Annotated in this window: 7 protein-coding genes; all 7 read right to left on the bottom strand. The window is 58.2% G+C overall.

From position 1 onward, the window contains the following. Positions 1 to 284 (bottom strand): GTP-binding protein (locus M3N55_RS10155; protein WP_249058260.1); only part of this gene is annotated, 284 nt, incomplete at its 3' end. 87 nt (positions 285 to 371) lie between these two features. After that, a complete protein-coding gene (gene fusA / locus M3N55_RS10150; RefSeq protein ID WP_249058498.1) occupies positions 372 to 2,489 on the bottom strand; it encodes an elongation factor G in 2,118 nt (705 codons plus the stop codon). A gap of 34 nt (positions 2,490 to 2,523) precedes the next feature. Continuing rightward, positions 2,524 to 2,994 (bottom strand): 30S ribosomal protein S7, encoded by a 471-nt coding sequence (rpsG, locus tag M3N55_RS10145; protein ID WP_249058496.1) that lies wholly within the window; start codon positions 2,992 to 2,994, stop codon positions 2,524 to 2,526. Between the two features lie 12 nt (positions 2,995 to 3,006). Next, complete coding sequence (gene rpsL, locus M3N55_RS10140; RefSeq protein WP_026759053.1) at positions 3,007 to 3,378, bottom strand: 30S ribosomal protein S12; 372 nt, start codon at positions 3,376 to 3,378, stop codon at positions 3,007 to 3,009. A 246-nt stretch (positions 3,379 to 3,624) separates the two neighbouring features. Next, positions 3,625 to 4,539, bottom strand: a complete 915-nt coding sequence (locus tag M3N55_RS10135; RefSeq protein WP_249058494.1) for a DMT family transporter — start codon at positions 4,537 to 4,539, stop codon at positions 3,625 to 3,627. Further along, complete coding sequence (locus M3N55_RS10130) at positions 4,536 to 5,351, bottom strand: glycosyltransferase (protein WP_249058491.1); 816 nt, start codon at positions 5,349 to 5,351, stop codon at positions 4,536 to 4,538. The genes M3N55_RS10135 and M3N55_RS10130 overlap by 4 nt, the downstream gene beginning before the upstream one ends. Before the next feature lie 109 nt (positions 5,352 to 5,460). After that, complete coding sequence (gene rpoC / locus M3N55_RS10125) at positions 5,461 to 9,690, bottom strand: DNA-directed RNA polymerase subunit beta' (RefSeq protein ID WP_249058489.1); 4,230 nt, start codon at positions 9,688 to 9,690, stop codon at positions 5,461 to 5,463. Positions 9,691 to 9,743: the final 53 nt, after the last annotated feature.

Below are 9,743 nucleotides of genomic sequence, written 5' to 3'. Positions count from 1 at the left end.
TCCATCTGCGCCGCACCCGTGATCATGTTCTTGACGTAGTCGGCGTGGCCGGGGCAGTCGACATGGGCGTAGTGACGGCTCTCGGTCTCATACTCCACATGCGCGGTCGAGATCGTGATCCCGCGCGCCTTTTCTTCGGGCGCACCGTCAATCTGGTCATAGGCCCGGAAATCGCCGAAATACTTCGTGATCGCCGCCGTCAGCGTCGTCTTGCCGTGGTCAACATGGCCAATCGTGCCAATGTTCACATGCGGTTTGCTGCGGTCAAACTTTGCTTTTGCCATGGTGGCATCTCCTTTTGTCGGGGGCGGTGCACGCGGGCGCACACCCTACGGTTTGTAGGGTGCGTGGTTTCCCACGCACCGCTGCTATCAGGCGTATTTCTTCTGGATCTCTTCCGAGACGTTCTGCGGAACCGGTTCGTAATGGTCAAACTGCATCGTGAAGTTCGCCCGGCCCGAAGACATTGAGCGCAACGTGTTGATGTAGCCGAACATATTCGCCAGCGGCACGAATGCGTTGATCGCAATCGCATTGCCGCGCTGTTCCTGGCCGGTCACTTGGCCACGACGCGAGGTCAGATCGCCAATCACCGAACCCGTGTATTCCTCGGGCGAAATGACTTCCACTTTCATCATCGGTTCAAGCAGTTTCGCACCAGCTTTGCGCAGACCTTCACGCATTGCCATCCGCGACGCAATTTCGAAGGCCAGCACCGACGAGTCCACGTCGTGATACTTGCCGTCCAACAGCGCGACCTTGAAGTCGATCACGGGGAAGCCGGCAAGCGGGCCGCTATCCATAACCGAGTTGATGCCTTTTTCGACACCCGGAATGTATTCCTTCGGAACTGTGCCGCCAACGATGCGAGATTCGAACGTGTAGCCCTCGCCCGGTTCGGTCGGGCTGATTTCCAGCTTGACCTCTGCGAACTGACCCGACCCACCCGACTGTTTCTTGTGGGTGTAGGTATGTTCGATCTTGTGGCCGATGGTTTCGCGATACGCGACCTGCGGTGCACCGATATTGGCTTCAACCTTGAACTCACGCTTCAGGCGATCAACCAGAATGTCCAAGTGCAGTTCGCCCATGCCTTTCATGATCGTCTGGCCGGACTCCAGGTCGGTTTCCACGCGGAAGGACGGATCCTCAGCGGCCAGACGTGCCAGACCCTGGCTCATCTTTTCCTGGTCAGCCTTGGTCTTTGGTTCCACGGCAATCTCGATCACTGGATCGGGGAAGGTCATGGTTTCCAGAACAACCGGCTTTTGCTGGTCGCACAGCGTATCACCCGTGGTGGTCTCTTTCAGGCCGGCCAACGCGATAATATCGCCAGCGGCGGCCCAATCGATTTCCTCGCGCGAGTTCGAGTGCATCATCATCATGCGCCCGACGCGTTCTTTTTTGCCTTTGGTCGCATTCAGGATGCCATCACCTTTGTTGATGATGCCCGAATAAATGCGGGTAAAGGTCAGCGAACCGACGAAGGGGTCGTTCATGATTTTGAATGCCAGACCGGCAAAAGGCTGGCCATCATCGGCTGAACGCGGGATGTCGCGCGTTTCAGTTTCGTCTTTCGGGTCGAAGCCCATATAGGCAGGCACGTCCAGCGGGCTGGGCAAGTAGTCGGTCACAGCGTTCAGCAGTGGCTGGACACCTTTGTTCTTGAACGCAGAGCCGGTGCAAACGGGCACGAAATCCAGCGCCAGCGTGCCTTTGCGGATCAGGCGGCGCAGCGTTTCTTGGTCAGGCTCTTTGCCTTCCAGATACCCTTCCATGACATCATCATCTTGATCGCAGACGATTTCGATCATGTTGGCGCGCCATTCGTCGGCCAGATCTTTCAGGTCATCACGGATTGGCTGACGGGTCCAGGACGCGCCCAGATCCTCTCCGCGCCAAGTCCATTCTTCCATCTCGATCAGGTCGATGATGCCTTCAAGCTGATCTTCAGCGCCAATCGGCAACTGGATAGGCAAAGGCGTCGCACCGGTGCGATCCTTGATCATCTTCACGCAGTTGAAGAAATCTGCGCCGATCTTGTCCATCTTGTTGACGAAGACGATACGCGGAACCTTGTAACGATCAGCTTGACGCCACACGGTTTCCGTCTGCGGCTCTACCCCAGCGTTGCCGTCGAGCAGGCAGATCGCGCCGTCGAGAACGGCAAGCGAACGCTCGACTTCGATGGTAAAATCGACGTGCCCAGGCGTATCGATGATATTGAAACGGTGCTTCTCACCCATCTGGTTTTCACCATCGACGGTTTTGGCCCAGAACGTGGTGGTTGCAGCAGAGGTGATCGTGATGCCACGCTCTTGTTCCTGCTCCATCCAGTCCATGGTGGCCGCGCCATCATGGACTTCACCGATCTTGTGCGACTTGCCTGTGTAATACAGGATACGCTCGGTCGTCGTGGTCTTGCCCGCGTCGATATGCGCCATGATGCCGAAGTTACGGTAGCGCTCTAGGGGGTATTCGCGTGCCATGATCTAGTTCCTCAGGCTTGCAGAAATAACTGGATTACCAGCGGTAGTGGCTGAATGCCTTGTTGGCATCTGCCATCTTGTGGGTATCTTCCCGCTTTTTCACGGCAGAGCCGCGCGAGTTGACAGCATCGACCAGTTCAGCGGCCAGACGCTCTTCCATCGTGTTCTCATTGCGGGCGCGCGCGGCTTTGATCAGCCAGCGGATCGCCAGAGCTTCACGGCGGATCGGGCGCACCTCGACAGGAACCTGGTAGGTGGCACCACCAACACGACGCGACCGCACTTCGACCGACGGCTTGATGTTTTCGAGTGCTTCGTGGAACACTTCGATCGGAGCCCGCTTCAGCTTGGTTTCAACACGATCCATCGCGTTGTAAACGATCGATTCGGCTGCCGATTTCTTGCCATCGATCATGAGATTGTTCATGAACTTCGACAGGACCATATCGCCAAACTTGGCGTCGGGCAGGATTTCGCGCTTTTCAGCGGCGTGACGACGAGACATCTGAAATTCTCCTTACTTCGGACGCTTCGCGCCATATTTCGAACGGCGCTGCTTGCGGTCCTTCACGCCCTGCGTATCGAGGACACCGCGCAGGATGTGGTAACGCACACCAGGAAGGTCTTTGACGCGGCCGCCGCGAATCAGCACGACAGAGTGCTCTTGCAGGTTATGCTTCTCGCCGGGGATGTAGCTGATAACTTCATACCCATTGGTCAGGCGCACCTTGGCAACCTTCCGCATGGCCGAGTTCGGCTTCTTCGGTGTCGTGGTGTAAACGCGCGTGCAAACGCCACGCTTCTGAGGGCACTGCTCCAGATGCATGGACTTGGAGCGCTTGACTTTCGGCTGCCGCGGCTTGCGGATCAGCTGTTGGATCGTTGGCATTCCGGTTCTTCCCGTTTCAACCCGTGTTCATGGCGCGCGATGCGCCTCTCATCTTTGCGCCCAATCCCCGAAAGGCAGAACGCATAATACCGCTTGCGCCCCTTGCATGGGGCGCCGCGGTGGAATTCCAGAGGATCGGGGCGCAAAGCCCGGATCTTGACCGCTACTAATCTGAGTCGCACCACGGCGCAGGACAAGCCTTTGCCGGGTGGATTGAGGGGCGTATAGGTGGAGTCGCAGGGCTTGTCAACACTCGCCGGGAGCATGGGGCAATCCGGCCTTTTCGGCCATCGCGCGACGGCGCAACCGGCCCTCTCGATAGAGCGTGTAGACCCCCGTCGCGACCACAATCGCACTGCCAAGGAAGGTTAGCGGCGCGGGCCATTCCGCAAGAACAAACCAGCCTAACACCAGCGCCGCGAGCAGTGACGCATAGCGAAACGGTGCGACGAAGGTCAGCTCTCCCGTGCGCATGGCAAGGATTACCAGATAATAGCCCAATACCGTAAATACCACGGTTCCACCTAACCAGACCCATGACACGGGGGCAGGCATGACCCATATCTCTGTCACCGACCCGCCTGCCCCCATCAACATGACGCCGACTGCCGTGGTGAGCGCCACCATGCTCGATGGGACGCCCTTGGCCATAACCCGTGTGGTCAGATCGCGCAGCGTAACCATCCCCACACACAGCAACGCGTAGACAGAGGCCATGGTGAAACTGTCTGTGCCGGGCCGCACAATCAGCATGACCCCGAACATACCGAACAGAATGGCGCTTAGCCTGCGCCAACCCAGCGGTTCTTTCAGAAACAGATACGCAGCCGCCGCGACGGTCAGCGGCACAACCTGCAAGATCGCGGTTACAGTAGCGAGCGGCATGTTGAACAGCGCTTTGAAGAAGAAAAACGCAGCCCCCATTTCTGCCCCGGACCTTAGGGTTAGAAACCAACGGTCGCGCCGGGTAAGCGCGGTGATCGTCGCGCGCTGTGTCCAGAGAAGGGCCGCAAAGACCAGCGACACCACAACACCGCGCATGGTGATGATCTGGAACATGCCAAGGCTATCGCCCAGCAGCTTTAGAAACGTGTCATTTACGGCAAAGGCGCTGGACCCTGCCATCATGAACAAGGCCGCCCGCAGGTTATCCGTCATCATGGGCGCAAGGCCATCAACTCTGCGCGGCTGAAGGGGAAGCGCGTGGCCATGATATTGTCCAACTCTGTGTCGGAATAATCCTTTTCCACACCGTAAACCCGCGCGCCGGAATCGTTGTCACCATGCACCGAGCGAATGAAATGCGGCGTGACTGAATCGGTATAGCAATTCCACCGCGTATGAATCTGACGATGATCCGTCGAAAAGATTGTAGGACGCATGCCCTTGGGGGCGATCATGCCCATCCCAATACCCAGCGGCAGGCTTTCGATCACGCCGAACAGCTTGTTGCCGCCCTCGGCAATCTTCAGGAACAGACCATTGTTGAACGCCACAATGGTCGGGGTGTCCACGCCCGAAATCTCCAGGACCATGGGGGCAAGGCGCTTTTGTTCCGCGACACAGTCAACGCTGATCGCGTCATCATCATCCAACCGAATGGAAATGACATGACTTGGCGCTTCGGTGCATAGGTCGAGCACCTTCTTGGTCGCAGCAAAGTTCTTCATAGGCGGCAGCGCGATGATGCGAGCCTTGGCCAATGGGCGGACAAGGTCCGTCAGCCGCTTGCGCCATGCCAGCGGAAAGTCAGAGCCGATCAAAATAGCCGTGCTGAAATCGGCATCGGTCTGGGACAACAGCGAGGGCAGCGTCAGCGCCTCGAACAGTTTGAAACGCCGGGCCAGACGCGCCTCGTCGTAGAGGGCCGCGCGGTTGGCCTCCAGCCCGCCATGGGTCAGACGCCAACCATTCTCGCCAAGGTAGGAAAACCGGATCACAATGATGACCTGAGGCCTGATATTCACGGACATTGCGTTTCTCCGAACTGTCCCATCAGGGATGCCCGAAGCCCGTGCAAAAGAAAAGCCCCCGCGCGGATGGCGCAGGGGCTGTTTTTGTCATGTCGCGCTAGGCTGACGGTCAGTCGTCACGCTTGCCGAAAACGATATCAGCTTCGGATTGCGTTACGGGTTCCGGCGCGGCCAAGGCCGCAGCGGCCTCTGCCTCTGCCCGACGCGCATCAAGCACTTTCTTGTCGCGATCCGCTGCCAGTTGGCGAACCTTGGCAACCACGCCGCCCGTGCCAGCCGGGATCAACCGGCCCACGATGACGTTTTCCTTCAGACCCACAAGATAGTCACGCTTGCCCTGAACCGATGCTTCGGTCAGCACGCGCGTGGTTTCCTGGAAGGACGCAGCAGAGATGAAGCTGCGTGTCTGCAAGCTTGCCTTGGTAATCCCCAGCAGAATCGGTTCGCCTTTGGCCGGTTCCAGACCCATCGAAATGGCCTTGGCATTGGCTTCTTCGAACTCGATCTTGTCGACGTTTTCACCCTTCAGAAGCGTGGTCTGGCCAGAATCCAGGATCTCCCATTTCTGAAGCATCTGACGAACGATAACCTCGATGTGCTTATCGTTGATCTTCACGCCTTGCAGACGATACACGTCCTGCACTTCGTCGATCAGGTAGTTCGCCAGCGCCTCGATTCCCAGAATGCGCAAGATGTCATGCGGGGCCGGGTTGCCATCCATGATGTAATCACCGCGTTGGATGAAATCGCCTTCCTGCACAGGGATGTGCTTGCCCTTGGGCACAAGGTATTCCACCGGCTCGCGGGTATCATCGGCAGGCTCGACAGAGATGCGGCGCTTGTTCTTGTAGTCCTTGCCGAAGCGCACATAGCCGTCCATCTCGCAGATGATGGCGTGGTCTTTGGGGCGACGCGCTTCGAACAATTCCGCCACCCGCGGCAGACCGCCGGTAATGTCCTTGGTCTTGGCACCTTCGCGCGGGATACGCGCAACCACGTCACCCGCTTGCAAGTCCTGCCCGTCCTCGACCGACAGAACCGCGTCGACCGACATTGGATAGGTGATCGGGTTGCCCTGATCGTTGCGCAGCGGTTCCCCGGTTTCGGGGTCCATCAGGATGACCTCTGGCTTCAGATCGCCGCCTTTGGACGTGGACCGCCAATCGCTGACGATCTTCTGCGACATGCCCGTAGCATCGTCGGTTTCTTCGCGCACCGACAGGCCCGCGATCAGGTCAACAAACCGCGCACGGCCCGATGTCTCGGCGATGATCGGCAGGGTATACGGATCCCATTCGAACAGCTTGTCACCGCGCTCCACCTGCTGGCCATCCTTGACGAACAGCTTGGAACCGTAGCCAGGCTTGAAGGTCGCCCGCTCGACGCCATTGGCGTCGATGATGACGATCTGCACCGAACGCCCCATTACAATCTGATCGCCTGCCGCGTTCTCAAGTGAGTTGGCATTGCGCAATTCGATCGTGCCGGCGGCATTCGCTTCCTGGAAGGACTGACTACCACCCTGTGCGATCCCACCGATGTGGAAGGTCCGCATGGTTAGCTGCGTGCCGGGCTCACCGATGGATTGTGCCGCGATGATCCCCACGGCCTCGCCCTGGTTGACCATGGTGCCGCGCGCAAGGTCACGCCCGTAGCACTTGGCGCAGACACCCTCTTCCGCCTCACAGGTCAGCGGCGAACGGATCTTCACCGTGGCGATGCCAGCAGCTTCGATCTCGTCCGCGTCGCGTTCGTCGATCAGGCTGTTGCGCGCGATCAGAACCTCTCCCGAGGCCGGGTCGATCACATCTTCCGATGTCACCCGGCCCAAGATGCGTTCGGCCAGAGATGCGATGATCTCGCCATCGTTCACCGCCGCCTGCGCCGTGATGAACAGATCGGTGCCGCAATCATCCATGCGCACGATACAATCCTGCGCCACGTCCACCAGACGGCGAGTCAGGTAGCCCGAGTTCGCGGTTTTCAGCGCGGTATCGGCCAGACCCTTCCGAGCACCGTGGGTCGAGTTGAAGTATTCAAGAACGGTCAGACCTTCCTTAAAGTTCGAGATAATCGGCGTTTCGATGATCTCGCCCGACGGCTTGGCCATCAGACCGCGCATCCCGCCCAGCTGCTTCATCTGAGCAGGCGAACCACGCGCACCAGAATGCGACATCATGTAGACCGAGTTCGGCTCCAACTCGCGGCCTTCCTCGTCGCGGCGCACAGCCGAAATCTCTGCCATCATGGCATTTGCCACAGTGTCAGAGCATTTCGACCATGCGTCGACCACCTTGTTGTATTTCTCCCCCTGCGTGATCAGGCCGTCCAGATACTGCTGCTCGAATTCCTTGACCTGGTCGCGGGTCTCATTGACCTGCACCCATTTCGCATCGGGGATCAGCATGTCGTCCTTGCCGAAGGAGATCCCGGCGCGGAACGCTTCGCGGAACCCCAGCGTCATGATCTGGTCGCAGAAAATAACCGACTCTTTCTGACCGCAATAGCGGTAGACATTGTCGATGACCGTTTGCACATCTTTTTTGCGCAACAAGCGGTTGACCAGATCAAACGGGGCTTTCGCGTTCAACGGCAGCAGCGCACCAAGGCGCAGACGGCCCGGTGTGGTTTCCACTCGCATGGTTACTTCGTTGCCGTCTTCGTCGATCTGGGTGATGCGGCACTGGATCTTGGCGTGCAGATGCACATCGCCATTCGCCAGCGCGTGTTCCACCTCGTCAATGGAGGAGAAGATCATGCCCTCGCCGGTCATGCCTTCGCGCATCATGGTGACGTAATACAGGCCCAACACCATATCCTGCGATGGCACGATGATCGGCGCACCATTCGCGGGCGACAGCACGTTGTTGGTGGACATCATCAAGACGCGCGCTTCCAACTGCGCCTCAAGGCTCAGCGGAACGTGCACAGCCATCTGGTCGCCGTCAAAGTCGGCGTTGAAGGCCGAGCAGACCAGCGGGTGAAGCTGGATTGCCTTGCCTTCGATCAGGATCGGCTCAAACGCCTGAATGCCCAGACGGTGCAACGTGGGCGCGCGGTTCAGCAGAACCGGATGCTCGCGGATGACCTCGTCCAGAATATCCCAGACTTCGGGGCGCTCTTTTTCGACAAGCTTCTTGGCCTGTTTGACCGTGCTGGACAGCCCCTTCGCTTCCAGCCGCGAATAGATGAACGGCTTGAACAGCTCCAACGCCATTTTCTTTGGCAGGCCGCATTGGTGCAGCTTCAACTCCGGACCCGTCACAATGACGGAACGGCCCGAGAAGTCCACGCGCTTACCCAGAAGGTTCTGGCGGAAACGGCCCTGCTTGCCTTTCAGCATATCGGACATGGATTTCAGCGGGCGCTTGTTGTTGCCCGTAATGACCCGACCGCGACGACCATTGTCGAATAGCGCATCGACCGATTCCTGCAACATACGCTTTTCATTGCGCACGATGATATCGGGCGCACGCAATTCGATCAGGCGCTTCAGGCGGTTGTTACGGTTGATGACACGGCGATAGAGGTCGTTCAGGTCCGACGTCGCGAAACGGCCACCATCCAACGGCACCAACGGGCGCAATTCAGGCGGGATGACCGGGAGAACCGTCATCACCATCCATTCGGGACGGTTGCCGGATTCGATGAAATGCTCGACCACTTTCAGCCGCTTGATGATCTTCTTGGGCTTCAATTCGCCCTTGGCTTCCTTCAGCTCTTCGCGCAGGCGGCCGGCTTCGTCCTCGAGGTCGATATTGGCCAGCATTTCGCGGATTGCCTCGGCGCCAATATTGGCGGTGAACGCGTCAGCGCCATACTGATCCTGCGCGTCGAGGAATTCTTCCTCGTTCATCAACTGGCCATAGGTAAGGTCGGTCAGACCCGGCTCGATCACGACGTAGTTTTCGAAATAAAGAATGCGTTCCAGATCACGCAGGGTCATGTCCAGCATCAGGCCGATGCGCGACGGCAGCGATTTCAGGAACCAGATATGCGCAACCGGGCTGGCCAGTTCGATATGGCCCATGCGCTCGCGACGGACCTTTTGCAGGGTCACTTCCACGCCGCATTTTTCGCAGACAACGCCGCGATATTTCATGCGCTTGTATTTGCCGCACAAGCATTCGTAATCCTTGATCGGGCCAAAGATACGCGCGCAGAACAGACCGTCACGCTCGGGCTTGAATGTGCGGTAGTTGATGGTTTCGGGTTTCTTGATCTCACCATAGGACCAAGAGAGGATGCGTTCCGGCGAGGCCAGCGACACCTTGATCTGGTCAAAGGTCTTGGTCTGGGCCAGCGGGTTGAACGGGTTGGTGGTCAGTTCCTGGTTCATTTCATATTCCTAAAAGACTGGCGGTGAAAGAAGGCGCAGCACCGTTTTCTTTG

It is taken from the genome of Roseinatronobacter domitianus (assembly GCF_023336755.1).
In the GTDB taxonomy this organism is placed as follows: domain Bacteria; phylum Pseudomonadota; class Alphaproteobacteria; order Rhodobacterales; family Rhodobacteraceae; genus Roseinatronobacter; species Roseinatronobacter domitianus.
The sequence above is the reverse complement of the archived record's forward strand: the minus strand, read 5'-3'. Positions and strand labels throughout refer to the sequence as shown.